Genomic DNA, 24,006 nt, shown 5'->3' with positions numbered 1-24,006 from the left:
TGAAAGTAAAAGCAGAATGTCCCCATTTAATTCGGTAGCTGTCCCCTTATTGTTCTAGGGCTTCGCTACGCCCGATTTCTCGCTGGTCCCCGTCTGGAAGAACTTGTACTCGGCGTAATCGCGCGTCGAGGCCTCGGTCGGCTCCGTCTGCTTCGGCGACACTGCGCGAAACGCCGTGTACCGGAGCTGCGTCGGGAAGGTCAGGTTGTCCTTCCGGGTCTGGAAGAGGACACGCCCGGAGTACCCGAATGGCTTGGGCCCGACCCGGAAGCCCGCCACGTTGAACGACTGTGCCCAGCGGTCGAAGAGCATCCGCAGGCGCTCGGCCTGGTGGCTCGGCTCGGCCCGGATCTCGACCGGCGTCAACGTCGCCGCGTCGATGAGGACGACGCCGTCCCACTGACGGATCTCGCGGCCGTCGGTGTAGGGCACCGCCCCCTTGAACTCGATGACCCGCACCCAGTCGTAGCCCTCGAAACGGTCGCCTCGCTCGCGATACGCGAAGTAGGGCTGGTTCACCTTGCTGAAGAGGAAGACCCACTCGTACGCGGGCGGGAACGCCTCGGCGTCGTTGACCTCGCTCGAGGTGATCGTTCCGTCGCTCTTCATCTTCTGACGGAACTCCTGGATCCTCTGATCCGGGTCTCGCACGAGGAGGTAGCCGTATTTCTTCGAGGTCTCCTTCTTGGCCTCGCCCGCGTCGAACTTCGCCTTGCGGACCGTCTCCACGCTTTGGAAGCGCACCGCGTACTCGGCGTAGCGCGTCGCGACCGCCGCGAGCTTGTCGGCCAGCTCAGGCGCAAGGCCCCAGGGCGATCCGTCGTCGGGGAGCATCGTCAGATAGGCGGGGTCCGGCTCGCCCTCGTCCTGCTTCTGCTGGCTGTCGTCCGAAGCAGGCGGAGGCGCCGGCTTCGGTGGCGGACTGAGCTGGCTGTCCGGCGGGACCGGAGGCGGCAGCGCGGCGAGGAGAAGGGTGCACCAGACGGAAAGAAAGAGGCTCATGCGCGGATTCTAGCCTCGGCCGCGGCTTGACACCCCGTAGGGCCAATCCTAAGGTGCGGAGCGTGACCGCCAAGAAGGACTACTACGAGATCCTGGGGGTTCCACGCACAGTCGGCGAGAAAGAGCTCAAGGCCGCGTACCGGCGCCTCGCCCGCAAGCACCATCCGGACGTGAACCCCGGCGACAAATCCGCCGAAGACAAGTTCAAGGAAGTCTCCGAGGCGTTCGCCGTCCTCTCCGATCCCGAGAAGCGGGCGAAGTACGACCGCGGCGGGCACGAGGCGTTCGAGCCGGGCTTCGATCCCTTCCAGGGCTCGACGGTCAACTTCGAGGACCTCGGACTCGGGAACCTCTCCGACCTGTTCGAGATGTTCGGTGGCGGCCGGGGCGGAGGGCGCCGCGGCCCGCGCGGCCCTCAGCCGGGGCAGAGCCTGAGCCTCGAGATGAGCCTGCCGTTCGTCGACGCGATCCATGGCACCACGCTCGAGGTGGCGATCCCGCGCGAGGTCGTTCGCAACGGGCGTCGTGCGCGGACCCAGGAACGAGTGAAGGTCCGCATTCCCGCCGGGATCGACGACGGCGAGCGGATCCGGATTCCGGGGAAGGGGAACGAGGGGAGCGGCGGACACCCGGGCGACGCCTACGTGAGCATTCATGTCGAGCCGCACCCGCTCTTCCGCCGGGACGGGGACGACCTCGTCGTCGAGGTCCCGATCGGCATCGTGAAGCCCACCCTCGGGGGCGATGTGGAGGTGCCGACGCTCGACGGACGCGCGACGATCAAGCTTCCGCCCGGGACGCGGAGCGGCCAGCGCTTCCGCCTCAAGGGCCGCGGCGTGCCCGCGCACGCGGGGCGGCCGGCCGGCGATCTCTACGCGGTCGTGCAGATCGTCACGCCGCGTGACCTGGACGCGCGCTCCAAGGAGCTGCTCGAGGAGTTGGCGCGCTTGAACCCGAACGTCTGAGCCCCCGTTGCTCCACCTCATCCACCCGGCGCTCGTCCACCTCACGGTCGCATTCCTCATCGCCGGAGGCGTCGTCGAGGCGCTGGGCGTTCTCCGGCAGCGCGCCTCGTGGGAGGCGACGGGCACGGTGCTCGTCGTCACCGGGACGCTCGCGCTCATCCCGACGCTGATCACGGGGTTTCTCGCGGAGAACTCGCTCACGCTCACGGAGGCCGGCGCCGCGGCGGTCGATCAGCACGAGCGCTACGGGATCATGGTGCTCGGCGTCTTCCTGCCGCTCCTGCTCGTGCGTGCGTGGGGACGCGGGCGCGTCCCCGAAGGCGCGCGGCGGCTCTACGCGGCGGGGCTTCTCGCCGGCGTCGCGCTCACCGTTCTCGTCGCGTTTCTGGGAGGGCGGATGGTCTACGAGCTGGGTGTGGGAGTCGGGAAGTAGTCAGCGGAACATCGCCTTGAACGCATACCCCGCGATCTGAGGGTTCTCGCGAAGGCGGCGCACCGAGTAGGCGTACCACTGCTCGCCGAACGGCACGTAGACGCGGACGCGGTGGCCCGATTTGAGCAGGATCCTCCGGAGATCGTCCTCGACGCCGAGGAGCATCTGGAACTCGTACTGGTGCGGCGCCAGGCCGAATCTTCTGACGAGGCGGAGGCCTTCCCAGACGAGGCGCTCGTCGTGCGTCGCGATGCCGACGTACGCGCTCCTCTCGAGCATCCGCTCGAGGCAGAGCGTGAAGTTGTCGCGGATGATCTGCGGGTCGTCGAAGGCGATCTCGCGCGGCTCGAGGTAGATCCCCTTGCACAGCCGGAAGTTCGCGGGGGTCGCGGTGAGCGCGTCGATGTCGTCCAAGGTGCGACGGAGGCGCGCCTGGAGCACGACGCCGACGCGGCCGGGGAACTCGGTGCGCAGCGTGCGGTAGATCCCGAGGGTCGCATCCGTGCACTGCGCGTCTTCCATGTCGATGCGCACGAAGTTGTCCGCGTCGGCGGCGGCCCGTGTGAGCCGGCGCATGTTGTCGAGGCACCGCGCCCGGTCGAGGAGCAGGCCGAGGCCGGTGAGCTTGACCGAAACGTTCGCGCGAGGGAGCTTCGTGGCCGCGATCTGCTGGACGAGCTCGACGTAATCCGCGGTGTTCGCGTCGGCCTCGTCGATCGACGAGATGAACTCGCCCAGGATGTCGAGGGTCGCCATCGCGCCCTCGTCGGCGAGCGTGCGGACGACACGGAAGGCGTCGTCGCGGGTAGGGCCGGCGATGTACCGCTTGGAGAAGTAGCCGACGATCGGCTTGGGGACGGCGGGCAGCGTGAGAGCGATCGTCTTGTCGAGAAGACTCATCCCCGGCGAACCACCGTCCCTTCCGTCACTGCGCGGCGCGGATCAGCCCCTCGACCTCGCCTTCCTCGGGAAAGCGTCCGAGCGCCTTCTTCGAGAACACCTTCTTGCCGTCGACCTTGATCTCGAACACGCCGCCGGCCGACGCCAGGAGCTTAGGCTCGACCCCGAACGACTTCTGCAGCTCGGCCGCCAGACCGGCGGCTCTCGGCTTGTAGTTTCACTGGGTGCAGTATTCGATCTCGATCGTCATCGCTCACCTCCGCCGCCCATATCGTAGCAAATCCCGCGCTCGCCCCTGGTAGGATCCGCGTATGGCGACGCTCCAGTTTCTCGGCGCGACGGGAACGGTCACGGGGTCGAAATACCTGCTCGAGCACGACGGGTTCCGTATGCTCGTCGATTGCGGGCTGTTCCAGGGTTTGAAGGAGCTGCGGCTTCGTAACTGGAGCCCGCCGCCGTTCGAGCCGTCGTCGCTCGGCCTCATCCTGCTCACGCACGCGCATCTCGACCACAGCGGGTACCTTCCCGTGGTTTACCGCGGCGGCTACGAAGGTGCGACGCTCACGACACCCGCGTCAAGGGACCTCTGCGGGATCATCTTGCCCGACTCGGGCCACCTCCAGGAAGAAGATGCCCGCTTCGCGAACCGCCACGGTTTCACCAAACACAAGCCGGCGCTCCCTCTCTACACGCAGGACGACGCACGGCGGATGCTGCCGAAGATCGACACGATCGCGTTCGACACGCCGCGGGAGGTGCATCCGGGGATCACGGTGAACTTCAAGGCGGCGGGCCACATCGTCGGCGCCTCGATGATCGAGGTTCGCATCTCGAAGAACGGGAAGACGACGACCGTCCTCTTCTCCGGCGATCTTGGGAGGCCGGATCAGCCGATCCTGCCCGATCCCGAGCCGCTCGTTCCGTGCGATCACCTCCTCTGCGAGAGCACGTACGGCAACCGCGACCACCCCAAGGACGACCCCAAGCAACGGCTCGGCGCCATCGTCAACGAGACGATTCGCGCCGGCGGGTCGCTTCTCATCCCGTCCTTCGCCGTCGGGCGCACGCAGCACCTTATGTACCTGCTGCGCCAGCTGCGCGCCGAGGGAACGGTGCCCGAGGATGTCCCGATCTGGGTCGATTCGCCGATGGCGATCGCGGCGAACACGATCCTCGTTCGCCACCCCGAGGCCCAGGACGACGAGATGCGCGCCGCCGAGGCGCGGGGGGCCGACGTTCTCGGGATGAAGAACGTCCACTTCGCGACGACGATCGAGCAGTCGAAGGGACTCAACAACGTCGCCTACCCGACGATCATCATCTCGGCCTCGGGGATGGCCGAGGGCGGTCGCATCCTCCACCACCTCGCGTACAAGGTCTCCGACCACCGGACGACCGTGCTCCTCGTCGGCTTCCAGGCGGTGGGCACGCGCGGCCGCGCGCTCCAGGATGGAGCCAAGTTCCTCAAGATGTTCGGGCGCGAGATCCCGGTCAAGGCGCGCGTCGAGACGCTCGACGGCCTCTCCGCGCACGCCGACCGCGGGGAGATCCTCGCGTGGCTCGGCAAGGGCGGCGTACGCCCCGGACGCGTGCACCTCGTCCACGGCGAGCCCGACGCCCGCGACGCGCTCGCCGCGCAGATCCGCGCGACGCTGAAGCTCGACGTCCATTGCCCGAGCTACCTCGAGAAGGTCGATCTCTGATGCCTTACTTCGTGCGGACGATCCTCGTCACCGGGCCTGAGGACGAGGTGGCGCCCGCGCGCCGCGAGCACCTCGAGCACCTCCGGTCGCTGGCCGACGCCGGCAAGCTGCGCGCCGCGGGCGCCTTCGCGCGGGGCGACGGATTCCTCGAGATCCTGGACGCGAACGATCTCTACGAGGCCGAATCGCTCGCGCGCATGAGCCCGCTCGTCGAGCGCGGCCTGGGCACGTGGATGGTCCGGGAGTGGAACGAGATCCCGATCTGACATCACGACGGTTTCGGTCCGGGACGCTTCCGCGACAGTCGCTATCTTCCCTTCCGGGTCCCGCGTGGGGCGCGGAAGGAGAGCGACGATGGACATCGGCATCGTCCGCGAGACCTACGTCGGCGAGACGCGCGTCCCCCTGATCCCGTTCGCCGTCGGCGAACTCGTCCGCCGCGGCCACCGCGTCGTGCTCCAGTCCGAAGCCGGGGCGGCCTCCGGGTACGACGATCAGTCGTACCGCGAGCAGGGAGCGGCGATCGTCTACGCCGCCGACGAGGCGATCGCGCGCTCGGAGATGGTCCTCAAGGTCTACCCCCCGTCGTGGGAGGAGTACCGGATGCTCGAGGACGGGCAGGTCCTGTTCTCGTTCCTCCAGCTCTCCCACGCGACACGCGAAGCCGTCGAGATTCTCCTGACCAAGAACGTCACGGCGATCGGCTTCGAGGCGATCGAGGAGCCGGGCGGGAACCGTCCGGTCATGACCGCGATGAGCGAGATCGCGGGGCGTCTGATCATGCCGATCGCGTCGCATTACCTCCAGGCCCGTCAGGGCGGGCGGGGGATCCTCCTCGGCGGCACGCCGGGCGTCGCGCCGGCGACCGTCGTGATCCTCGGCGCGGGCGTGGCGGGAACGAATGCCGCTCTCGCGGCCGGGGAGATGGGCGCGCACGTCATCGTCCTCGACCGTGACGTGGCGCGCCTGCGGGCGCTGGCCGAGCGCGGCCGCACCGTCGTGACCTCGACCTCGACCCCCTACAATCTCGAGAGGTTCGTTCCGATCGCCGACGTGCTCGTCGGAGCCGTGTTCATCGACATGGAGGCGACTCCTCACCTCCTCAACGCCGGCCTCATCGGCCGCATGCGTCCGGGCTCCGTGTTCGCCGACGTCGCGATCGACCAAGGCGGCTGCTCGACGACCTCGCGCCCCACGACGATCGTCGATCCGGTCTACGTCGAAGAAGGGGTCACGCACTTCTGCGTGCCGAACATCCCCGCGCTCGTCCCGCGGACCGCGACCGTGGCGCTCTCGAACATCCTGCTGCCGTTACTCGCGGAGTTCGCGACGTCGAGCGCGGAGGCGGTCCTCCGGGAGGGCGGAACGCTGGCGCGAGGGTTCTACACCCACGGCGGCTACTGCGCGCAGAGGAAGATCGCCGACCCACTCATGCTGCCCTACCGGGAGATGGTGCCATGAGCGCGACACCGGCCAGCCGCGTCAGCCCCGTCTCCGAGCGGATCTTCCACGACAAGCTCGTCTCCGCCCAGGAGGCGCTGGCGGCCGTGACGTCCGGGGACCTCGTTTACGTCCACCCCGGCTGCGCCACGCCGGAACGCCTTCTCGATGCCCTCGTCGCGCGTGCGCCCGAGCTGTCCGGCGTCCGGATCATGCACCTCATGTCGGTGGGGCGTGCGGACTACGTCGGCGAGGGAATGGACGGGCATTTCCGCCACGTGGCCCTCTTCTGCGGGAAGAACGTGCGCTCCGCGGTCAACGACGGTCGTGCGGACTACGTGCCGATCTTCCTCTCCGAGGTCCCTCGCGTGCTCCGCAACGGGAACCTCAGGCCGGACGTCGCGCTCATCCACGTCTCGCCGCCGGACGAGCACGGCTTCTGCAGCTTCGGCGTCGGCGTCGAGTGCACGAAGGCCGCCGCCGAGGCGGCGCGTGTCGTCATTGCGCAGGTCAACCCGGCGATGCCGCGCGTTCTCGGCGACAACTTCATCCACGTGCGCAAGGTCACGTACTTCGTCGAGGCGCACGATCCGCTTCCCGAGCTGCCGCGTGTCCGCATGTCCCACGCCTACGAGGACATCGGACGAAACGTCGCCTCGCTCATCGAGGACGGCGCGACGCTGCAGCTCGGCATCGGCGGCATTCCCGACGCGGTTCTCCACTTTCTCCGCGATCGCAAGCATCTGGGCGTCCACACCGAGATGTTCTCGGACGGGATGGTCGAGCTGATCGAGCAGGGGGTCGTCACCAACGAGAGGAAGACGCTTCACCCCGGCAAGGCCGTGGCGTCGTTCGTGCTCGGATCGAGGGCGCTCTTCGACTTCATCCACAACAATCCCATCGTCGAGTTCCATCCCAGCGACTACGTCAACGATCCGTTCGTGATCGCGCAGAACGACGGGATGGTCGCGGTGAACTCCGCGATCGCCGTCGATCTCACCGGGCAGGTCTGCTCCGACTCGATCGGCGAGACGGTCTATTCGGGATTCGGCGGGCAGGTCGACTTCATCCGCGGCGCCGCGCGAGCGAGGAACGGCCGCGCGGTCATCGCGCTCCTCGCGACCGCGAAGGACGGGCAGGTCTCGCGGATCACATCGGCTCTCGAGCCGGCGGCGGGCGTCGTGACGTCACGGGCCGACGTCCACTACGTCGTCACCGAGCTCGGCGTTGCCGATCTGTTCGGCAAGACCCTGGCCGAGCGTGCCCGCGCGCTCATCGCGATCGCGCACCCGAAGTTCCGCGACGAGCTGACGTCGGGAGCGCGGAAGAGGCGGCTGCTCTAGGGCTCGGCCCAGCGTCCGTGGCGCTTGATGAGCGCGACGAGGCGGTCGGCGGCCTCGACGGTCGGGATGTCCTTCTCGACCAGCTCCTTGCCGACGAAGAGGGCGATCTTCTCGTCGCCCCAGCCGACGTAGCCGAAGTCGGCGTCGGCCATCTCGCCGGGGCCGTTGACAACGCATCCCATGACCGCGATTTTGAGACCTTTCAAGTGCGCGGTGCGGGTCTTGATCGCCGCCGTCGTCGTCTCGAGGTCGAAGAGCGTGCGGCCGCACGACGGGCACGAGATGAACTCGGTCTTGGTCATGCGCACGCGCGCCGCCTGGAGGATGTTGAATCCGAGCCGGCGCGCGTCGCCGGCCGTGCCGCCTTCGACGCGGACCGCGTCACCGATCCCCTGACAGAGGAGGCCGCCGAGCGCGGCCGCCGGCCCGAGGAGCGCGTCCGCCTCACGCGAGGCGGGGCGGTCGAGCAGGACGATCGGGACCGCGATCCCCGCGCCGTCGAGCCGCGCCGCGAGGTCGCGGTAGGCCACGAGCGGTCCTGGCTCGAGCGCAGGATCGAGCGCGAGGACGACCGGCGCTCCGCCGCGCGCGGCATCGATCGCGAGATCGACCGACGCGGCCTCGACGAGCAGGGGAGTCCCCGTTCGCGCCGCGAGCGGGAGGAGCCTCGCGAGCGCGGCGGCATCCGTGAGAGCGACCTCCACGCGATGGGCGGCGCGGAACGCGGCCTCGACCGCCAGCTCAGGCGCCATCCGCGCCGACAGCGCGACGCTCGGGGCCACGAGCTCCATCGACGCGTGGAGGTGCTCGAGCGCTGCGAGCTCGCCGGCGTGACGCACCTCGACGACGACGATCTCCGCGCGGGTCTCCTCGGGCACGCGCACGCCGGCCTCGCCGTCGAGCTCGCGCCGGACCGCGTCGAGATCGTCGAGGGCCGAGCGGAGCGGCACTTCCACGAGGACGGTGCCGTGGCCTCCCAGCATCCGCGGGCCCATGCGGACCGGCCGGCTCGTCCTGACGAACGACCGCACCTCGATCGCTCCCGTCGACTGAGGCCGGTCGAGGAGCGCGTTGAACGGAGCCACGAGCGCGAAGGCGACCGGGACCTCCGCCACGGGATCCTCTGTGAGGGAGACCCGAACGGTGTCGCCGATTCCTTCCTCGAGGAGCACGCCGATGCCGAGGGCCGACTTGATGCGCGCGTCCTCGCCGTCGCCGGCCTCGGTGACGCCGAGGTGGAGCGGGTAGTCCATTCCCAGCGTATCCATCCGCGCGACGAGAGACCGGTACGCCTCGAGCACGACCGAGGGGTTCGAGGCCTTCATCGAGAGCACGAGGTCGCGGTAATCCCAGTCCTCGCAGATGCGCACGAACTCGAGCGCCGACTCGACCATCCCATCGGGCGAGTCCCCGAAGCGGTTCATAATGCGGTCCGAGAGCGAGCCGTGATTCGTCCCGATGCGCATCGCGACGCCCAGCTCCTTCGCACGCCGGACGAGCGGCGAGAACGCCGCGTGGATCCGCGCCAGCTCCTCAGCGTATTCGGCGTCCGTGTACTCACGGACCGCGAAGCGTTTCTTGTCGGCGAAGTTCCCGGGGTTCACGCGGATCTTTTCGACGTGCTCGACCGCCTTCATCGCCGCGGCCGGCGTGAAGTGGATGTCCGCCACGAGCGGCACGCGAATCCCGCGGGAACGGAGCGCGGCGCGGATCTTCGGGAGGTTGTCCGCGTCGGCGCTGGTCGGGACGGTGACGCGGACGATCTCGCACCCCGCTGCGACGAGCCGCTCGATCTGCGCGACGGTCCCCGACGTGTCGGTCGTCGCGGGCGTCGTCATCGACTGGACACGGATCGGATGGTCGCCGCCGACGGTCACGTCCCCGATGGCGACCGCGCGCGTCTTCCGGCGGCGATAAGCGCTCAGTCTCACGCGCTCATTGTAGAGGCCGCCGCCGAGTGCCGAAAATTGGCAGTGGCGAGCCTCCTGCCCACAGCGGATACTCCCAGCACCCGGGGGGTTCATGACGAAGCGGCAACGCCTGACGACCATCATTGTCGGCTTTATCGGGGTGGTCGCGAGCGTCCTCGCCCTCGCAGGGTTCCTGCGCAAGATCATGCGGAACGGCCTCGAGGCGCCGGACGGCCCGACGATCCAGGGGTTCTACCGTCTCGTCGGCGCGGCGTACTCGGACGGGTTCGTCGCTGGGTTCGCCCTGTGCTTCTTCCTCATGCTCCTGGCCGTTGCCGCGGGAACTTGGTTCGAGGCGCGCCGCTCCGCAAACTGAGCCCGGTTGGTCCTGAATCGATTTGGTGCACGCCGCGCCAGGGCGTACCCTGACGTCCTGGAGGCCACGGAATGCTCCCATTTCACCGGATACTGGTGACAACCGACTTCAGCGACACCTCGCTGACGGCGATCCCCGCGGCGGTGGAGCTGGCCTCGCACTTCGATGCCGAGATCGTCCTCGTCCACATCCTGCCGGTGGACGCTCCGACTCCCTGGGACATTCCGCCGTATGCCGACTTCGGTTTGGCATCATCGCCGCTTCCCGAGTACGAGCGGCAGGTCCGCGATGAGGTCGAGCGGCGCCTCGCCCAGGTCGCCGCGCAGAACGCTCCCAACGGCGTCAAGCTGCGCGCCGTCGTTGGCCGAGGCGACCCCGCCGCCGAGGTCGGCCGGATCGCGCAGACGGAGAAGATCGATCTCATCGTGCTCGCGACTCACGGATGGACGGGCTGGCGCCACCTCGTGTTCGGATCGGTCGCCGAGAAGATCCTTCGCGAGGCGCCCTGTCCCGTCCTCTCGGTGCGAAAGTCGCCACCCGTCGCGTAACCGCGAAAGGAGACTCGCATGCGTCGCGTCAGAACGATCTCGATCCTCATGATCCTCGGCCTCGTCCTCGCCACCGGAGTCGCGTTCGCCGCGGAGGACGGCAAGGCGTTGTACGAGCAAAAGTGCGCGTCGTGCCACGGTAAGGACGGAGTCGCCAAGCCGATGGCGAAGGGGTCGGCCAACTTGAACGATCCGAACTACCAAAAGACCGCCACGGTCGAGTCGATCGCCAAGGTGACGATGGACGGCAAGAACAAGATGCCCGCCTACAAGGACAAGCTGAACGCCGACCAAATCAACGCCATCGCCGCGCACGTCAAAACGCTGAAGTAGCTCGGGCGCCACGCTAGAATCGAGGGACGGTTGCCCGACCATTCAAGGGAGAAAAGTATGCGCCGTTTGCTGACCAGTTCGCTGATCGTCGCTCTCGTCGTCCTCGGTTGTGGGCTCGCCTTCGCGGCCGAGGACGGGAAGGCCCTCTACGACTCGAAGTGCGCCCTCTGCCACGGGAAAGACGGCGTGGCCAAGCCGGCCGCGAAGGGCTCGAAGAACTTCAACGACCCCGCGTTCCAGTCGGAGATGTCGGCGGATGCGATCGCCAAGATGACCACGGACGGCAAGAACAAGATGCCGGCGTTCAAGAGCAAGCTGTCGCCCGAGCAGATCCAGGCGATCGCCGCGCACGTCAAGACTCTCGGCCCCGCGAAGTGATCCGTCGCCTCCCGGCACTGGCGCTGGCCGCGCTCGCCGCGGCCGGCGCTTGCCGAGGGGCGGCTCCGCCGGCGACGGACACCCGGTCGTCCACGCTCGCCAGCGAAGCTCCCGATGCCCCTCTTCCCGAAGGACTGACCGCCGAGGAACGGCGGGACATCGGCGTCTTCCGCAAGGCGTCGGCCTCCGTCGTCTTCATCACGAACTTCGCACGCCAGGTCGATCTCTTCTCCTTCGACGCCGTCGACGCGCCGCAGGGGACCGGCAGCGGGTTCGTCTGGGACAAGGACGGCCACATCGTCACGAACTACCATGTCATCGAGGACGGGACGAAGTTCTCCGTCGCCTTGGGCGACGACGAGTACGACGCGACGGTCGTCGGCGCGGCCGCCGACAAGGACCTCGCGGTGCTCAAGATCGAGGCGCCCGCCGCGAAGCTGACCCCGCTCACGCGCGGACGCTCCGCCGACCTCATCGTGGGCCAGCGCGTCCTCGCGGTCGGAAACCCGTTCGGGTTCGACCACACGCTGACGACCGGCGTGGTGTCAGGCCTCGGCCGCGAGCTGCGCTCCCCGTCGGGGCGCAGGATCCGCGACGTCATCCAGACCGACGCAGCGATCAACCCCGGCAATTCCGGCGGGCCGCTCCTCGACTCATCGGGCCGCCTCATCGGGATCAACTCGGCGATCTTCTCGCCGAGCGGCGCTTCGGCCGGCATCGGGTTCGCCGTGCCGGTCGACACCGTGTCGCGCCTCGTGCCGCAGCTCATCCGCTATCACCGGATCCAGCAGCCGGGGATCGTCGGCGCCACGTTCCTTCCCGACTATTACGCGAAGCGCTCCGACATCGACGGGGTCGTCATCCGCGAGGTGGAGGACGGGTCGTCCGCCGATCAAGCGGGGCTGAGCGGTCTCACCATGACGCGCTCACGGCGGATCCGCCTCGGCGACGTCATCGTCGGCGTCGAGGGCAAGCAGGTCCACAGCCAGGAAGATCTCTACGACGCCTTCGAGACCGCGGGCCTCGGCGCGACCGTCAAGCTCTCGGTCGTCACCGGCCGCGGCACCGATCAGCGCGTCGTCCGCGTCAAGCTCGGCGATCTGAAGTGAGCTAGCCGTTCGCGCCGGAGAGCTCCTTCTCGGTCGCCACGAAGCGCACGTCTACCGTCGGCTCGCCCTGGATCGTGACGCGGAGCGTCAGCACGCCGTGGAGCCCGGACGGCGGCACCGGGAAGTAGAGGATGTCCTGGAACCAGGTCCCGCTCGACAGCTCGACCTCGGGGATCCTCGTTCCCCCGTTCACCGGCGGGTAGAAGGCCGACGGAACTTGGAGCAGCGCGCCGATCGTCTCGGGCACCGCGATCGGGCGCAGTCGCGCGAGCGAGCGGTCGTGATTCCGCCTCCCGTACTTCGTCGTGATCTCCTCGAAGCTCGCCGCCGGGACGGCGTGGCCGTCGGCATCGACGAGGGTGAACGACTCGGGGCGGAAGACGACGCGGCGGCCCGGTTGCGTCACCGCGACCGCGACCGGTACCGGGACGTACCCGGACTTCGGCGCGACCGAGGCCGGATAGCCGTCGGCGAGGATCGTCACCCGTCCGGCGTCCTCGAGGAACGTCGAGTAGCCGAATCGGTCGCTCGTGCGGTTTTCTTTGGGGATGGCCGCCCAGATCGAGGAGACGGCGACGGCCACGGTGAGGAACGTTGCGGCTCGGTGCTTCATGGGGCACCTCCAAGGCCCCCTCACCCCCATCGTAGACCTGCCGCGGCGGTGCGGCTACAGTGTGCGGCCATGCCGACCGAGCCGCGGAAGTGCCTCGAGACATTCCCTAACCCGGAGCCGTCGCGGGACTACACGATCGAGTTCACATGTCCGGAATTCACCTGCGTCTGCCCGAAGACCGGGCAGCCCGATTTCGCGACGTTCACGATCCGTTACGTTCCCGACCGGCTGTGCGTCGAGCTGAAGTCCTTGAAGCTCTACCTGTGGTCGTTTCGCGACGAGGGGCATTTCCACGAGGCGGTGACGAACCGGATCCTGAGCGATCTCGTTGCGGCGGTGCAACCTCGGAAGATGGAGATCGCGGGCGACTTCAACGTGCGCGGGGGAATTCATACGGTCGTGCGGGCATCGCATCCTTAGAGAAGTTCACTTGCATTGGTTCCGGGTTCGCCGGATGCTATATTCACGGGGTTTTGGCACAGGGCTCTGACCAGGAGGTGGAGAATCGACGACAAGATCCGTGTGAATCATCAGATCCGCTTGAGTCCCGTTCGTCTCATCGGCGCCCTAGGTGAACAAGTCGGCGTCGTCCCCATCGAAGAAGCCAGGCGTATCGCGGAGGAGGCCGGCCTCGATCTCGTCGAGGTCGCCGCGGAAGCGCGTCCGATCGTCGTCCGCATCATGGACTACGGGAAGCACCGGTTCGAGACCGCGAAGAAGGCCAGGGATGCGCGCAAGAAGGAGACGCGCATCGTGGTCAAGCAGCTCAAGCTGCGCCCCGCCATCGACGAGCACGACCTGGAGACGAAGCTCTCCCATGCCAAGCGGTTCCTCGCCGAGGGGGACAAGGTCCGCGTCACGATCATGTTCCGCGGGCGCGACCTCAGGCGCCCCGAAAATGGACGCAAGGTCTTGGACAAGGTCATCGAGATCCTGAACGACCTCGCGACCGTCGAGTCGGCGCCCGGAGAGATCATCAATCGCGACATGAGCATGACCCTCGCTCCTCGCAAGCATTGATCCGCCCCACGTTTCCCTATCCCATCGTCGAGACGAAGCTCGACAACGGGCTGCCGGTCGTCGCGATCCCCCTCGACACGCCCGGCCTCATCGCGCACTACGTCGCGGTGCGCACCGGCTCGCGCAACGAGATCGAGCCGGGGCTCACGGGCTTCGCACACTTCTTCGAGCACATGATGTTCCGGGGAACGCCGCGCTTCTCGCCGGAGAGGTACAACGACGTTCTCAAGAGGCTCGGCGCCGACGGCAACGCGTTCACGACCGACGACTGGACGTGCTACCACGTCACGGCGGCGTCGGAGGCGCTCGAGACGATCATGGACCTCGAGGCCGACCGCTTCATGCACCTGCGCTACGACGTCGAAGCGTTCCAGAAGGAAGCCGGCGCGGTCCTCGGCGAGTACAACAAGAACTACTCGATCCCGTTCAACGCGCTCTTCGAGAAGCTCGCGGACACGGCGTACACGACCCACACCTACAAGCACACGACGATGGGGTTCTTGCGCGACATCGAGACGATGCCGCAGCAGTACGACTACAGCCTGAAGTTCTTCGACCGGTGGTACCGGCCCGACAACGCCGTTCTCGTCGTCGCCGGTGATTGCGATCCGGAGCGGGTGTTCGAGCTCGCCCGCCGCCATTACGGTCCCTGGCGCGCGGGCGCGGCGTCGCTCCGGACCCCCGCGGAGCCGCCTCAGGATGCGGAGCGCACGGCGCACCTCCCGTGGGCCGCGCCCACCCTCCCGCTCCTGGCGATGGCGTTCCACGCGCCGGCGTTCGATCCTGGTGCGGTCGAGGTGCGGGCGCTCGACGTCCTGGCGCAGGCGTGCTTCGCGCCGACGAGCCCGCTCTATCGCGAGCTGGTGCTGGAGCGGCAGTGGGTCGATTGGCTCGCCGCGGGCGCCGAGGACCACCGCGATCCGACCCTCTTCCTCGTCCTCGCCCGGGTGAAAGAGGCCGCCCACATCTCCGGGGTGCGCGCGGCGATCGAGCGGACGCTCGCGTCGGCGGCAGACGCGGCGCTCCCCGAGGAGCGGCTCGCCGCGGTGCGCTCGCGCCTGCGTTACGGGTTCCTGTCGGGCCTGATGACTCCCGACCAGGTTGCGAACACCGTCTGCCACTTCTTCCAGCTCTCGGGCACGACCGGGGCGATCGATCGCTCGTTCGCGACGCTCGACGACGTTGCGGCGGCCGATCTCGTGCGCGCCGCCGGAACGACGTTCCGTGCCGAGAATCGGACGGTCGTCACCTTGATCCACTCGTGAAGACCGTCCTCCTTCCGTCCCGGGCGACGCCGTTCGTCTCGTTCCGTTTCCTCTTCGAGACGGGGTCGATCGACGATCCGCGCGGCCGCGAGGGGACCGCCGCCCTCGCCGGCGCCGCGCTCGCCGAGGGGGGGACGCGGAAGCTCTCCTACGAACAGCTCCTCGAAGCGCTCTACCCGATGGCGGCCGGAATCGGCGTCCAGGTCGATCGCGAGGTGACCGTGGTCCAGGGCACCGTCCACGCGGACCATCTCGACCGGTACTACGACCTCGTCCGCCAGGTGCTCATCGAGCCGCGGTTCGACCTGAAGGAGGTCTCCCGCCTCAAGGACGACCAGGAGAACGCGCTCGTCGCCGGGCTCCGGGCGACCGACGACGAGGGGCTCGGCAAGGAAGCGTTGATGGCGATGATGTACGCGGGCCATCCCTATGGACGGCCCGTCGAGGGGACGGTCGCCGGTCTCCAGGCGATCGGCCGTGACGAGGTCGTCGCGTTCCGTGACGCGCATCTCACGCAAGACCGCCTGACGGTGGGCCTCGCTGGGCGCTTCCCCGATGCGTTCGCCGATCGCGTCCTCGCCGATCTCGCCGGGCTTCCGACGAACGGAGCGGTGCGGCCCGCGCTCCCGGCGCCCAAGAAGGCGTCAGGGATGGAGGCGCTCGTCGTCACGAAGCCGGCTCGCGCGTGGGCGATCTCGCTCGGCCATCCGATCGCCGTGACGCGGGCCGACGACGACTTCTACCCGTTGTTCGTCGCGAACTCCTACTTCGGAGAGCACCGGACGTTCAACGGCGTGCTCATGAACGCGATGCGGAGCCTCCGCGGCCTCAACTACGGCGACTACAGCTACGTCGAGGCGTTCGTCCAGGACGGTGGGTCGACCTTTCCGCTCCCCAACGTCGGGCGGCGTCAACAGGCGTTCACGATCTGGATCCGTCCGGTGGCCCCGGCGCACGCGCACTTCGCGACCCGGCAGGCGGTCCGCGAGCTGCGGCGCCTCATCGAATCGGGGCTCACGCGTGCGGCCTTCGAGGAAACGCGCGAGTTCCTCGGCCATTACGACAAGCTCTGGGTCCAGACGCCGTCGCGACGTCTCGGGTACGCGATGGACGGAGCGTTCTACGGGACGGGCTCGCTTCCCGAGGAGCTCGGACGCCGCCTTCCCTCGATGACGGTCGACGACGTCAACGCCGCGATCCGCCGCCATCTGTCGGCCGAGAACCTCCACCTCGCGGTCGTCGCCGACCCCGACGGCGCGGGCCCGTTCGTCGAGGCGCTCGGGGCCAACGCACCCTCGCCGATCGTGTACGAGACCGAGACGCGTCCCGAGGTCGTCATCGAGGACCGCTCCATCGCTGTGGAGAAACTCGACACCGATCCGCGCCGCTGCCGCGTCGTTCCGGCCGACACGATGTTCGAGGTCTGATGCGCAGGGGACGGTCCCGCCAGTGCCTCCGAAGTGTCCCAAGCGCCACGCTGCAACCTCCTCGAGCGAGGTATCAACAGAGCTTTCGGAGGCGACGATGTCCATCGGAAGGCGGAGCTTACTCGCGGCCATGATGCTCGCAGCGGCCCAAGCGCGGGCCCAGACGGTCTGCGCCACCCCGAACTGCGTCCAGGGCGGAAAGCCCACGGTCTGTCAGAACCTGGCCGCTCCTCGCACCCCCAATGTGTCGATGACCGCAAGCCTGACGTTCGTCCCGGCGAACCCGAAGATCGAGCCTGGCGACTGCATCACGTGGACGGCCGCGACCTTCACGCACAGCTCGACCGGCAACCCCTGTACCGACGACAGCCTCTGCGGCGCGCCGCCGGTCGCCGGCTGCAACTACGACACCGGCAACGTGGCGGCGGCCAACACGTCGACCTGCTCCTACGACCCTGCCACGTACCCCGCCGGGACCGGCAATGCCTACTACTGCCGGATCCACGCCTCGCCGACGACGGGGACGATGCGCGGGACGATGCAGGTGACGACGCCGATCGTCCTCTCGGTCGACAAGGACCTCGCGACGAGCTCGGTGAAGCTCACGTGGACGGGCGGAGGCGTCACCGGCGACTTCTCGTACAAGGTGGCGCGCGACAACGCGGGCAACCCGGCGATGCCGGCCGGCACCACGACGACCGTGAATCCCGACGGGGGCGTGACCGGCACGACGTTCACCGACACGGGCGACCTCTTGAACGCGACGACGCACTTCTACCTCGTCCGCAACAAGCAGACGAACGAGCCATGAGAGCGGGCGCGGCGGCGCTCGCCGCGATCCTCCTCGCGGCCACCATCCACGCGGCGGACCCGGCGGAGATCACCCTGACGGGGGAGGTCATCGATTCCGCCTGTTACATCAAGTCGGGGTCGAAAGGTGAGTCCCACCGGGTCTGCGCGCAGCGCTGCGGCGATGCCGGGATCCCGCTCGCCCTCCTCGTCGACAAGACCGACGAGGTCGTCTGGATCGCCTCGGTCGACGACATGGAGACCCCGAACGCCAAGCTCCGTCCCTTCGCGGGACGGAAGGCGACGGTCACCGGGGTCTGGGCCGAGCGCGGTGGAGCCAAGATCCTGCTCCTCCACTCGGTCAAGGCCGCATCGCCGTCGTGACCGGTTCGGCACGCGCCCTCATCGTCGTTCTCGCCATCGCCGTCGCCGCCGAGGCGGCGTGTCTCGCCTTCGTGTTCCGCAAGCGGGCGTGGCTAGAGAACGTCGCGGACCGCCCGGTCCAGCGGGGCGAGGCGTTGGCCCGGCAGATGGGCTGCTTCGGGTGCCACGGGCCGGGGGGCGCCTCGCCGATCCCCAACCCCGGAGCCAAAGGGGGCGAGGTCCCGGGGTGGGTCGGCGGCACGTGGATGATGTACTGCCGTGACCCGTCCGACCTGAAGAGCTGGATCCTCGACGGCCATCCCGTCGGTCGCGCGCCTGATTCCGGCGCGCTCATCGCGATGCCGGCCTATCGCAGCCGCCTCACGTCGCGTGAGACGGGCGACCTGCTCGCCTTCGTCCTCTCGGCCTCGCAGTGCGACGCGATCGACGACGCGACGGCGGCTGCGGGGCACGAGACGGCGTACCGTCTCGGTTGCTTCGGCTGCCACGGCCCCGAGGGGCGCGGCCTCGTTCTGAACCCGGGCTCGTTCAAGGGGTTCATCCCGCCGTGGGACGGCGAGGACTACGCCGACCTGGTGCGCGACGACGCCGAGTTCGCACAGTGGGTGCGAACGGGGATGAGCGACCGCTTCCGTGCGAACCCCGCGGCGCGCGCGTTCCTCTCCGCCCAGGCGATCAAGATGCCCGGCTTCGAGGACCGGATCAAGGACGACGAGATGAAGCAGCTCGCGGCGTACGTGACCTGGATCCGGGCGCACCCGCGATGAGGGCGGTCGTCGTCATCCTCACTCTGGGTGCTCTGTCCTGCGGCGGCGACGGCGTCGTGTCGCAGCCGCCGCCGACGAGCGCCCCGACCCTGACCGCGCTCCAGTCTTCGATCTTCACGCCGAGGTGCGCCGTGCCCGGTTGCCACGTCGCCCCGGGCGCGCAGCAAGGGATGGACCTGTCCGCCGGACACTTCTACGCCAACACGGTGAACGTCGCCGTCGTCGAGCTGGCCGGATTCAAGCGGGTGGTCCCGAACGACGCGGCGAACTCCTACCTCTTCATGAAGGTCACCGCCGACCCGAGGATCACGGGCGAGCAGATGCCGTTCGGCGGTCCGTACCTGTCGGCGGCGGAGACCGCGGCGATCCAGCAGTGGATCGATGCCGGAGCGCTCGACAATTGAGACGATTCCTGATCGGTGCCGTACTCGTCCTCTCGACCGCGGCGCACGCCGAGCCGTACCTCTCCGTGAGGACCGGCCTCGGCTGCGGCTCCTGTCACCTCAACCGCACCGGTGGCGGCGGACGCACCGTGTACGGCGCCGGCTACGGCGCGCAAACGCTGCCCTGGAAGAAGCTCGCGCCGGGGCACGGGCTCTTCGACGGCGCGATCGGCGATCGCCTGCGGCTCGGGCTCGACGGCCGCGGCGGCTACACCGGCACGTTCCGCGCCGACGGGCCTTACATCGGCGAGGCGGAGATCGCCGAGGCCAACGTCTATCTCGGGGTCGACCTCCTCAAGGACCAGCTCCAGGCGTACATCGACGAGCGCGTAGCACCGGGAGGCGCCACGTGCCGCGAGGCGTTCCTCCTCTACGCGTTCAAGACCTCGGGCCTCTACGTCAAGGGCGGCAAGTTCTTCCTGCCGTTCGGTCTGAGGTTCGAGGACAACGACTACGCGACGCGCCGGGCGACCGGCTTCACCTTCGAGACATCGGACATCGGAGCCGAGGTCGGATTCGACAACGGCGACTTCATGGGGGCGTTCGCGGTCTCGAACGGCACCGCGGGCGGCGCCGAGCAGGACAACGACAAGCAGTACACGGGGACCTTCGCCGTCCTGTGGAAGCGCGGCCGCCTCGGTCTCTCCGCGTCCAACAACGACCTCCCCGCCGGAGCGCACCGAGCGGTCTTCGGGACGTTCGGCGCCTTCCGCGCGGGCCCGGTCGTAGCACTGGCCGAGATCGATGCGATCCGTGACGACGACGGGATCCACCCCACGCAAGACGGCAGGGCGGCCCAGGTGGAGCTGGACATCCTCGCGCACGCCGGACTGACCGTCCGCACCTTCGCCGGAGCGTACGACCTCGATCTCGACGACACCGAGGGGGACATCGTCAACTGGGGGGCCGGGGTCGATTGGACCCCGCTCCCGGGACTCCAGGTCCGCGTTCTCTACCGCTTCGGCAACGGTCCCGTGTCGTCCGGCGCCAGCCGGGACGACCGCGCCATCCTCCAGGCCCATATCTACTTCTAGCCTGAACGCATCCCGACGGGCGGCGAGCACGGGCAGGCGAATCGCCGTATCCTCAGAGGGCGAGGTCGAAGCGGAGGGCACCATGGGAGAGTCGACGGCGTCGAAACGCATCAGCCAAGGCACGGAGAAGGTCCGCGAGCATCTTCTGACCTCCCTGCATCTTGGCCGGCTGAAGCCGGGAGACCGCGTGATGTCCGTCCGGCGGCTGGCTGGGCTGACCGGCCTCAATCGGAAGACGATCCACAGGGCGTACCAAGCGCTCGAGCACGAGGGGTTCCTCACCGTTCGGCCGGGGGCCGGCACCTACGTCGCCGCCGACGAGACGTCGCGCTCCACCGACGAGCTCGTTCGCTCGGTGAACCGCTGCCGGGGCGAGGCACACGCGCTCGGCCTCTCGCCGACGGCTTACGCCGACTTCGTCCAAGCGACGCTCAACGGCGGCCTCCAGGGCCTGCCCCTCGCCGTCGTCGAATGCAATCGCGAGCAGATCGAGATGATCGCCCACGACCTGCGCGTCGGTCTCGGGGTCAATCCGCGCCCGGTGCTCCTCGCCGACCTCCTCGCGAATCCGGCCGGTGCCACCGCGGGCGCATGGAGCGTCGTCACGACCGACTGCCACCGCGCCGAGGTCGAGGCCGCCGTCCGTGCGGTCGGCCTCTCGGTCCACCGCGTCGCGCTCGACGCCGAGTTCCCGCAAGCGATCCTCCGGTGGGCGAAGTCGCGCGGCGTCGTCATCGCCGTGCGCGACGAGCGTTTCGGCGAGGTCTTCCTCCGGTTCCTGCGCCAGCTCGGCGCGACGGACGACGTGATCCAGCGCATCAGCATCGTGCCGCTGCCGCGCCTCCGCGTCGCCCTCCGCGAGGTTGGCGAGAACGCGGTCGTCCTCGTGTCGCCGCTCATCGAGCGTGAGGCCGAGACGCGCATCCCCGCCGGCGCGCGGCGCGCCACCGCGCAATGGCGCCTGGCCGACGGCACCCTGGACGGCCTGCGCGCGACGCTCGCCTTCGAGCTCGCGCAGCGCCGCAAGGGCCACGCATAAAACTACTCGGTTACTGTCCCCTGAGCATCTCTGCGGTTTTCTCCGCCGACGCGACGGCGGCGCCGAACGACACACCGTCGTACGACGTGCCGCAGAGAACGAGACCAGGATGGCGTGCCGCGAGCGCGCGGATCTCGCCGACGCGACCGACGTGGCCGAGCGTGTACTGGGCGATTGCGCCGCGCTCCGGGAATCGCCATCGACGGCTCGGCTCGCCGGTGAGACCGAGGATGTCGCGCATCTCCGCGAGCGCTTGCGACTCGGCCGCCGCGGCATCGAGAGCCGCGACCTCCGGCGCTCTCGAGCCGCCCATCATGACCCGGAGGAGCGCGGTTCCCGCCGGCGCACGCCCCGGGAAGAGCGACGACTCCCAGAGCACGCCGAGCGTCGCGAGGCCGGCGGCTCGCGTGACGAGGTAGCCGTAGCCGTCGAGCGGGCGCTTCACGGCCTCCTGCGGGAACGCGAACGCCGACACGGCGACGGGAGCGGCCTCGATCCGATCGAGGGCCGCGGCGAGCGAGGGATCGAACGGCCGGAGGATGCGTGCGGCCGGCGCGGCGCCGCAGGCGAGGGCGAGAACGTCCGCCTCGACGGTCTCTCCGGAGGCGAGCGCCAGGCGCCAGGTCGAGCCGTCACGCGTGAGCGATGCCACCCCCGCGCTCACGCGGATGGCGCCGCCGAGCGTCTTGGCGAGGCCGTCGACGAGGACATGCATCCCGCCGTCGAAGCTCTTGAGCTTGGGAGCGCCGACGCCGCGGCGGCGCCGCGCGATCATCGCGCGCAGCAGGCTGCCGTGCTCGCGCTCCATCTCGATCATGAGCGGAAACTGCGCCGGTGCGGAGAGGCGCCGGCTGTCGCCCGCCGAGATACCCGACACGGCGGTATCGACCAGCACCTCCGCGCCCTCGCGGCCAATCCGCCGGCGCGCGAAGTCGAAGACCGTCTCCTCCTGCCCGCTTCGCGCACGGCGCGCGAACGGCTCGAGTACTACGCGCAGGCGGCCGGCGAGGCTCATCGCGCCGAAGCGCAGGAGCGTGCCCGGAGACTGCGGGACCTGCCAGAGCTTGCCGCCGTCCAGGATGAACCGGCGCGCCGACTCGGGGCTCGCGTCGACGAGACTCGCGGTGAGGCCCACGTCGGCGACGAGGCGGGGGACCGCGGGCTCGCGATCGAGGAAGCCGTTGGGGCCGCCTTCGACGACGAAGCCGTCCTCGACGATCGTCTTGACGTGGCCGCCGACCTCCGCCGCCGACTCGAGCACGACGGGCGACAGGCCGCGCTCGCGGAGGCGGTAGCCGAGTGTGAGCCCCGTGATCCCGGCGCCGACGACGGCGACGCGCCGCGACGTCATACCGTGCGGCTGAAGACCGGCGCCCCGCCGGTCCCGCGCGCACGGTGATGCCGGTCGAAGATCATGCAGACGTTCCGCACGAACTGCCGCCCCAACTCGGTGACGTCGATCGCATCGGCCTCGAGCGTGACCAGGCCGTCCTCGGCCGGCGAGCCGGGACCGGACAGCTCGGCGAGCTCGCGCGCGAAGTAGGCGCGAGGATCAACCCCGAATTGCCGGGCGACCTCCCCGAACTCGAGCCTTAGGCGGCACATGAGCTCGGTGATCGCGTAGCGGCGGATCCGGTCGTCGTCGTCCAAGACGTAGCCGCGCTCGATCGGGAACCTCCCGGCCTCGAGCGCCTGGTAGTAGCCCGTGAGGGTCTTCACGTTCTGGACGAGCGCGCCCTTGACGTCGCCGATTCCCGAGACGCCGAGCGCGACCATGTCGCGCCCCGCCTGCGTGCTGTAGCCCATGAAGTTGCGGTGCAGCGTGCGGGCGAGCGCGGCCTTGCCCATGTCGTCGTCGGGCAGCGCGAAGTGGTCCATCCCGATCTGGAGGTAACCGGCGGAGGTGAATGCGCGCGCCGCCGCGCGGAGAAGCGCGAGCTTCGTCTCGGGCGCCGGCATCGCCTCCTGGGGAAGGTGCTTCATGTGCGCGCGTATCCAAGGCACGAAGGCGAACGAGTAGACCGCGACCCGCCCCGGCCGGAGGCCGATGACCCGCTCGAGCGTCGTCTCGAAGGTGTCGACGCGCTGGTACGGGAGCCCGTAAATGAGATCGACGTTGATCGATTGGAATCCGAGCTTGCGGCCGAGCTCGATGCAGTCGCGCGTCTGATCGTAGCTCTGCACCCGATTGACGGCGGCCTGGACCTCGTGGTCGAAATCCTGAACGCCGAGCGACAGACGGTTGAAGCCGAGTCGCCGGAGGCTTTCGAGGTGGCGCGGCGTCGTCACGCGGGGATCGACCTCGACACCGATCTCGGCGTCGGGGTCGAAGGCGAAGACGCCGGCAAGATGGCGGAACGTCGTCTCCATCTGCTCCGCCTCGAAGTACGTCGGCGTGCCGCCTCCCCAGTGCATCTGCGAGACGCGCCGGCGCCGCGGCAGCGCCGCGGCGAGGAGATCGATTTCGCGATCGAGCGCGCCCAGGTAACGCGCCGCCACGTCGCGGTGCCGGGTGATGACCACGTTGCACCCGCAGAAGAAGCAGCGGGCCTCGCAGAAGGGGAGGTGCGCGTAGAGCGAGAGCGGGGCGTCCGCGTCTTTGTCGGCCTCCTCGAGCTTCGACCGGTAGACGGCGTCGTCGACCCCCTCGTGGAACTCGACGGCGGTCGGATAGGACGTATAGCGCGGCCCGGGGCGATCGTACCGCTCGAGCAGTGCCATCGCGCGATCCACGGATCCGCCGGAATCCCTCATGCGGACGAGTCCCTCGAAGCCTTCGATTATT

General features: G+C 68.8%; 28 protein-coding genes. 21 read left to right on the top strand and 7 right to left on the bottom strand.

Annotated elements, in window-relative coordinates:
• Positions 1 to 54 precede the first annotated feature (54 nt).
• Complete coding sequence (locus tag VFV19_08800) at positions 55 to 1,002, bottom strand: hypothetical protein (protein HEX4824398.1); 948 nt, start codon at positions 1,000 to 1,002, stop codon at positions 55 to 57.
• A 62-nt stretch (positions 1,003 to 1,064) separates the two neighbouring features.
• Here VFV19_08800 and VFV19_08795 point away from each other — a divergent pair, with 62 nt between their 5' ends.
• Complete coding sequence (locus tag VFV19_08795) at positions 1,065 to 1,967, top strand: J domain-containing protein (GenBank protein HEX4824397.1); 903 nt, start codon at positions 1,065 to 1,067, stop codon at positions 1,965 to 1,967.
• A 7-nt stretch (positions 1,968 to 1,974) separates the two neighbouring features.
• Entirely contained in the window at positions 1,975 to 2,400 is a 426-nt protein-coding gene (locus VFV19_08790) for a DUF2231 domain-containing protein (GenBank protein ID HEX4824396.1), read from the top strand.
• Here the strand turns inward: VFV19_08790 and VFV19_08785 are convergent, their stop codons facing one another.
• The gene (locus tag VFV19_08785; protein ID HEX4824395.1) at positions 2,401 to 3,300 is read right to left on the bottom strand and encodes a proline dehydrogenase family protein; all 900 of its coding nucleotides are present in this window, start codon (positions 3,298 to 3,300) and stop codon (positions 2,401 to 2,403) included.
• 25 nt (positions 3,301 to 3,325) lie between these two features.
• Positions 3,326 to 3,550 (bottom strand): SelT/SelW/SelH family (seleno)protein, encoded by a 225-nt coding sequence (locus tag VFV19_08780; protein ID HEX4824394.1) that lies wholly within the window; start codon positions 3,548 to 3,550, stop codon positions 3,326 to 3,328.
• A 61-nt stretch (positions 3,551 to 3,611) separates the two neighbouring features.
• Between VFV19_08780 and VFV19_08775 the strand changes: the two genes are divergently transcribed.
• The 4 genes from VFV19_08775 (at position 3,612) to VFV19_08760 (ending at position 7,786) form a co-directional block, all read left to right on the top strand.
• A complete protein-coding gene (locus VFV19_08775; protein HEX4824393.1) occupies positions 3,612 to 5,003 on the top strand; it encodes an MBL fold metallo-hydrolase in 1,392 nt (463 codons plus the stop codon).
• Positions 5,003 to 5,269, top strand: coding sequence for a YciI family protein (locus tag VFV19_08770; protein ID HEX4824392.1), 267 nt, complete (start codon positions 5,003 to 5,005; stop codon positions 5,267 to 5,269). The genes VFV19_08775 and VFV19_08770 overlap by 1 nt, the downstream gene beginning before the upstream one ends.
• A gap of 88 nt (positions 5,270 to 5,357) precedes the next feature.
• Positions 5,358 to 6,464, top strand: a complete 1,107-nt coding sequence (locus VFV19_08765; protein HEX4824391.1) for an alanine dehydrogenase — start codon at positions 5,358 to 5,360, stop codon at positions 6,462 to 6,464.
• Complete coding sequence (locus tag VFV19_08760) at positions 6,461 to 7,786, top strand: acetyl-CoA hydrolase/transferase C-terminal domain-containing protein (GenBank protein HEX4824390.1); 1,326 nt, start codon at positions 6,461 to 6,463, stop codon at positions 7,784 to 7,786. Before VFV19_08765 ends, VFV19_08760 begins: the two co-directional genes overlap by 4 nt.
• Here VFV19_08760 and ispG read toward each other — a convergent pair.
• The gene (gene ispG, locus VFV19_08755; GenBank protein HEX4824389.1) at positions 7,783 to 9,717 is read right to left on the bottom strand and encodes a (E)-4-hydroxy-3-methylbut-2-enyl-diphosphate synthase; all 1,935 of its coding nucleotides are present in this window, start codon (positions 9,715 to 9,717) and stop codon (positions 7,783 to 7,785) included. The two genes, VFV19_08760 and ispG, sit on opposite strands and share 4 nt — an antisense overlap.
• Before the next feature lie 91 nt (positions 9,718 to 9,808).
• Between ispG and VFV19_08750 the strand changes: the two genes are divergently transcribed.
• From VFV19_08750 to VFV19_08730, 5 genes are all read left to right on the top strand, one after another.
• On the top strand, positions 9,809 to 10,072 hold the full coding sequence (locus VFV19_08750) for a hypothetical protein (protein HEX4824388.1): 264 nt from the start codon (positions 9,809 to 9,811) through the stop codon (positions 10,070 to 10,072).
• A 71-nt stretch (positions 10,073 to 10,143) separates the two neighbouring features.
• Positions 10,144 to 10,620, top strand: a complete 477-nt coding sequence (locus VFV19_08745) for a universal stress protein (GenBank protein HEX4824387.1) — start codon at positions 10,144 to 10,146, stop codon at positions 10,618 to 10,620.
• Between the two features lie 18 nt (positions 10,621 to 10,638).
• Complete coding sequence (locus tag VFV19_08740; protein HEX4824386.1) at positions 10,639 to 10,953, top strand: cytochrome c; 315 nt, start codon at positions 10,639 to 10,641, stop codon at positions 10,951 to 10,953.
• A 57-nt stretch (positions 10,954 to 11,010) separates the two neighbouring features.
• On the top strand, positions 11,011 to 11,331 hold the full coding sequence (locus VFV19_08735) for a cytochrome c (protein HEX4824385.1): 321 nt from the start codon (positions 11,011 to 11,013) through the stop codon (positions 11,329 to 11,331).
• Positions 11,328 to 12,440 carry a trypsin-like peptidase domain-containing protein gene (locus VFV19_08730; GenBank protein ID HEX4824384.1) on the top strand — a complete coding sequence of 371 codons (1,113 nt, stop codon included), beginning with the start codon at positions 11,328 to 11,330 and terminating at the stop codon, positions 12,438 to 12,440. The genes VFV19_08735 and VFV19_08730 overlap by 4 nt, the downstream gene beginning before the upstream one ends.
• 1 nt (position 12,441) lies before the next feature.
• Here the strand turns inward: VFV19_08730 and VFV19_08725 are convergent, their stop codons facing one another.
• Positions 12,442 to 13,053 carry a hypothetical protein gene (locus VFV19_08725; GenBank protein ID HEX4824383.1) on the bottom strand — a complete coding sequence of 204 codons (612 nt, stop codon included), beginning with the start codon at positions 13,051 to 13,053 and terminating at the stop codon, positions 12,442 to 12,444.
• A gap of 69 nt (positions 13,054 to 13,122) precedes the next feature.
• On the opposite strand from VFV19_08725, the gene queF reads away from it, so the two are divergent.
• The 10 genes from queF (at position 13,123) to VFV19_08675 (ending at position 21,221) form a co-directional block, all read left to right on the top strand.
• Complete coding sequence (queF, locus tag VFV19_08720; GenBank protein HEX4824382.1) at positions 13,123 to 13,473, top strand: preQ(1) synthase; 351 nt, start codon at positions 13,123 to 13,125, stop codon at positions 13,471 to 13,473.
• A 102-nt stretch (positions 13,474 to 13,575) separates the two neighbouring features.
• A complete protein-coding gene (gene infC / locus VFV19_08715) occupies positions 13,576 to 14,073 on the top strand; it encodes a translation initiation factor IF-3 (GenBank protein HEX4824381.1) in 498 nt (165 codons plus the stop codon).
• Positions 14,070 to 15,338, top strand: a complete 1,269-nt coding sequence (locus VFV19_08710) for a pitrilysin family protein (GenBank protein HEX4824380.1) — start codon at positions 14,070 to 14,072, stop codon at positions 15,336 to 15,338. Before infC ends, VFV19_08710 begins: the two co-directional genes overlap by 4 nt.
• Positions 15,335 to 16,765, top strand: coding sequence for a pitrilysin family protein (locus VFV19_08705; protein HEX4824379.1), 1,431 nt, complete (start codon positions 15,335 to 15,337; stop codon positions 16,763 to 16,765). The genes VFV19_08710 and VFV19_08705 overlap by 4 nt, the downstream gene beginning before the upstream one ends.
• Before the next feature lie 97 nt (positions 16,766 to 16,862).
• Positions 16,863 to 17,576, top strand: coding sequence for a hypothetical protein (locus VFV19_08700; GenBank protein HEX4824378.1), 714 nt, complete (start codon positions 16,863 to 16,865; stop codon positions 17,574 to 17,576).
• Positions 17,573 to 17,938: a hypothetical protein gene (locus VFV19_08695; protein ID HEX4824377.1), complete on the top strand. Its 366-nt coding sequence runs from the start codon at positions 17,573 to 17,575 to the stop codon at positions 17,936 to 17,938. Before VFV19_08700 ends, VFV19_08695 begins: the two co-directional genes overlap by 4 nt.
• Entirely contained in the window at positions 17,935 to 18,705 is a 771-nt protein-coding gene (locus VFV19_08690) for a c-type cytochrome (protein ID HEX4824376.1), read from the top strand. The genes VFV19_08695 and VFV19_08690 overlap by 4 nt, the downstream gene beginning before the upstream one ends.
• Positions 18,702 to 19,109: a hypothetical protein gene (locus VFV19_08685; GenBank protein HEX4824375.1), complete on the top strand. Its 408-nt coding sequence runs from the start codon at positions 18,702 to 18,704 to the stop codon at positions 19,107 to 19,109. Before VFV19_08690 ends, VFV19_08685 begins: the two co-directional genes overlap by 4 nt.
• Entirely contained in the window at positions 19,106 to 20,182 is a 1,077-nt protein-coding gene (locus VFV19_08680; protein HEX4824374.1) for a hypothetical protein, read from the top strand. The genes VFV19_08685 and VFV19_08680 overlap by 4 nt, the downstream gene beginning before the upstream one ends.
• 82 nt (positions 20,183 to 20,264) lie before the next feature.
• Positions 20,265 to 21,221 carry a GntR family transcriptional regulator gene (locus VFV19_08675; GenBank protein HEX4824373.1) on the top strand — a complete coding sequence of 319 codons (957 nt, stop codon included), beginning with the start codon at positions 20,265 to 20,267 and terminating at the stop codon, positions 21,219 to 21,221.
• Between the two features lie 10 nt (positions 21,222 to 21,231).
• Here VFV19_08675 and hemG read toward each other — a convergent pair whose 3' ends face one another.
• Both hemG and hemN read right to left on the bottom strand, forming a co-directional pair.
• Positions 21,232 to 22,572 carry a protoporphyrinogen oxidase gene (gene hemG / locus VFV19_08670; protein HEX4824372.1) on the bottom strand — a complete coding sequence of 447 codons (1,341 nt, stop codon included), beginning with the start codon at positions 22,570 to 22,572 and terminating at the stop codon, positions 21,232 to 21,234.
• Complete coding sequence (hemN, locus tag VFV19_08665; protein ID HEX4824371.1) at positions 22,569 to 23,942, bottom strand: oxygen-independent coproporphyrinogen III oxidase; 1,374 nt, start codon at positions 23,940 to 23,942, stop codon at positions 22,569 to 22,571. Before hemN ends, hemG begins: the two co-directional genes overlap by 4 nt.
• Positions 23,943 to 24,006 lie beyond the last annotated feature (64 nt).

The organism is Candidatus Polarisedimenticolaceae bacterium (assembly GCA_036275915.1).
In the GTDB taxonomy this organism is placed as follows: Bacteria; Acidobacteriota; Polarisedimenticolia; order Polarisedimenticolales; family DASRJG01; genus DASRJG01.
Note: the sequence above shows the minus strand (reverse complement) of the source record. Positions and strands in the feature narration are given on the sequence as shown.

What these genes read in the sequence shown, in the direction of transcription:
- VFV19_08745 (HEX4824387.1), top strand. Translation starts at nt 10,144, where the DNA reads ATGCTCCCATTTCACCGGATACTGGTGACAACCGACTTCAGCGACACC.
- VFV19_08750 (HEX4824388.1), top strand. Translation starts at nt 9,809, where the DNA reads ATGACGAAGCGGCAACGCCTGACGACCATCATTGTCGGCTTTATCGGG.
- VFV19_08725 (HEX4824383.1), bottom strand. Translation starts at nt 13,053, where the DNA reads ATGAAGCACCGAGCCGCAACGTTCCTCACCGTGGCCGTCGCCGTCTCC.
- VFV19_08740 (HEX4824386.1), top strand. Translation starts at nt 10,639, where the DNA reads ATGCGTCGCGTCAGAACGATCTCGATCCTCATGATCCTCGGCCTCGTC.
- hemG (HEX4824372.1), bottom strand. Translation starts at nt 22,572, where the DNA reads ATGACGTCGCGGCGCGTCGCCGTCGTCGGCGCCGGGATCACGGGGCTC.
- queF (HEX4824382.1), top strand. Translation starts at nt 13,123, where the DNA reads ATGCCGACCGAGCCGCGGAAGTGCCTCGAGACATTCCCTAACCCGGAG.
- VFV19_08685 (HEX4824375.1), top strand. Translation starts at nt 18,702, where the DNA reads ATGAGGGCGGTCGTCGTCATCCTCACTCTGGGTGCTCTGTCCTGCGGC.
- VFV19_08765 (HEX4824391.1), top strand. Translation starts at nt 5,358, where the DNA reads ATGGACATCGGCATCGTCCGCGAGACCTACGTCGGCGAGACGCGCGTC.
- VFV19_08735 (HEX4824385.1), top strand. Translation starts at nt 11,011, where the DNA reads ATGCGCCGTTTGCTGACCAGTTCGCTGATCGTCGCTCTCGTCGTCCTC.
- VFV19_08760 (HEX4824390.1), top strand. Translation starts at nt 6,461, where the DNA reads ATGAGCGCGACACCGGCCAGCCGCGTCAGCCCCGTCTCCGAGCGGATC.
- VFV19_08770 (HEX4824392.1), top strand. Translation starts at nt 5,003, where the DNA reads ATGCCTTACTTCGTGCGGACGATCCTCGTCACCGGGCCTGAGGACGAG.
- VFV19_08675 (HEX4824373.1), top strand. Translation starts at nt 20,265, where the DNA reads ATGGGAGAGTCGACGGCGTCGAAACGCATCAGCCAAGGCACGGAGAAG.
- VFV19_08695 (HEX4824377.1), top strand. Translation starts at nt 17,573, where the DNA reads ATGAGAGCGGGCGCGGCGGCGCTCGCCGCGATCCTCCTCGCGGCCACC.
- VFV19_08785 (HEX4824395.1), bottom strand. Translation starts at nt 3,300, where the DNA reads ATGAGTCTTCTCGACAAGACGATCGCTCTCACGCTGCCCGCCGTCCCC.
- VFV19_08775 (HEX4824393.1), top strand. Translation starts at nt 3,612, where the DNA reads ATGGCGACGCTCCAGTTTCTCGGCGCGACGGGAACGGTCACGGGGTCG.
- VFV19_08700 (HEX4824378.1), top strand. Translation starts at nt 16,863, where the DNA reads ATGTCCATCGGAAGGCGGAGCTTACTCGCGGCCATGATGCTCGCAGCG.
- VFV19_08800 (HEX4824398.1), bottom strand. Translation starts at nt 1,002, where the DNA reads ATGAGCCTCTTTCTTTCCGTCTGGTGCACCCTTCTCCTCGCCGCGCTG.
- hemN (HEX4824371.1), bottom strand. Translation starts at nt 23,942, where the DNA reads ATGGCACTGCTCGAGCGGTACGATCGCCCCGGGCCGCGCTATACGTCC.